Annotated in this window: 1 protein-coding gene; it reads left to right on the forward strand. The window is 61.3% G+C overall.

The features are described from left to right. Positions 1-786 (forward strand): protein translocase subunit SecD (locus NZU74_20355; protein MCS6883681.1); only part of this gene is annotated, 786 nt, incomplete at both ends.

Genomic DNA, 786 nt, shown 5'->3' on the forward strand with positions numbered 1-786 from the left:
GTGCGCCTTGGCCTTGACTTGCAAGGCGGGATTCAGGTCTTGCTGCGCTCGGCCGATCCTAATGCCACCCCCGAACAAATCGCCACTGCCGCCGGCGTGATCGAACAGCGGGTTAACGCGCTCGGTGTGGGAGAGACGGTGGTGCAGCGGGCCGGCAATGATCGCATCATTGTTGAGTTGCCCGGCGTGGCTAACCCCGAACAGGCAATCGAGACGTTGCGCGGCACTGGCCGGCTTGAGTTTATCGACTCGCAGGGTCAATACCTCGCCGATGGCACGATTGTGCGCACCTCGAGCAGCCCCAATCCGCCGCAGTTGCTCGAAAGCGGCACTGTTACCGATGTGAATAGCCTCGGCCCGATCTACCAGAGCATCACCGATGGCGCCGATCTCGACACGAGCGCCGTGCAGCCGACCTTCTCGCAGGGTGGCACGCTCGGCAGCCGGCCGGCCGTCTCGTTTGCCTTCCGCGGCGCGTCGGCCCAGCGGTTGGCGTCATTTACGGCTGCGAATGTTGGCCGCCCGATGTGTATCGTGCTCGATAATGTGGTGGTCAGCTGTCCGGTGATCAATGCCGCGCTGACCGATGGCTCCGGCGTGATCGAGGTGACATCGCAGGCTGAGCGTGATCTGATCTTTAATAAACTGAAGTATGGCGCGTTGCCGGTGCCGCTAGTGATCGAGACTAGCCGTACTGTGACCGCGACCCTTGGTCAAGAGAGTGTTGCTGCGAGCATTGTGGCCGGTATTATCGGCCTGTCGGTGGTTGCGATCTTTATGATTCTC

The organism is Chloroflexaceae bacterium (genome assembly GCA_025057155.1).
Taxonomy (GTDB): Bacteria; Chloroflexota; Chloroflexia; order Chloroflexales; family Chloroflexaceae; genus JACAEO01.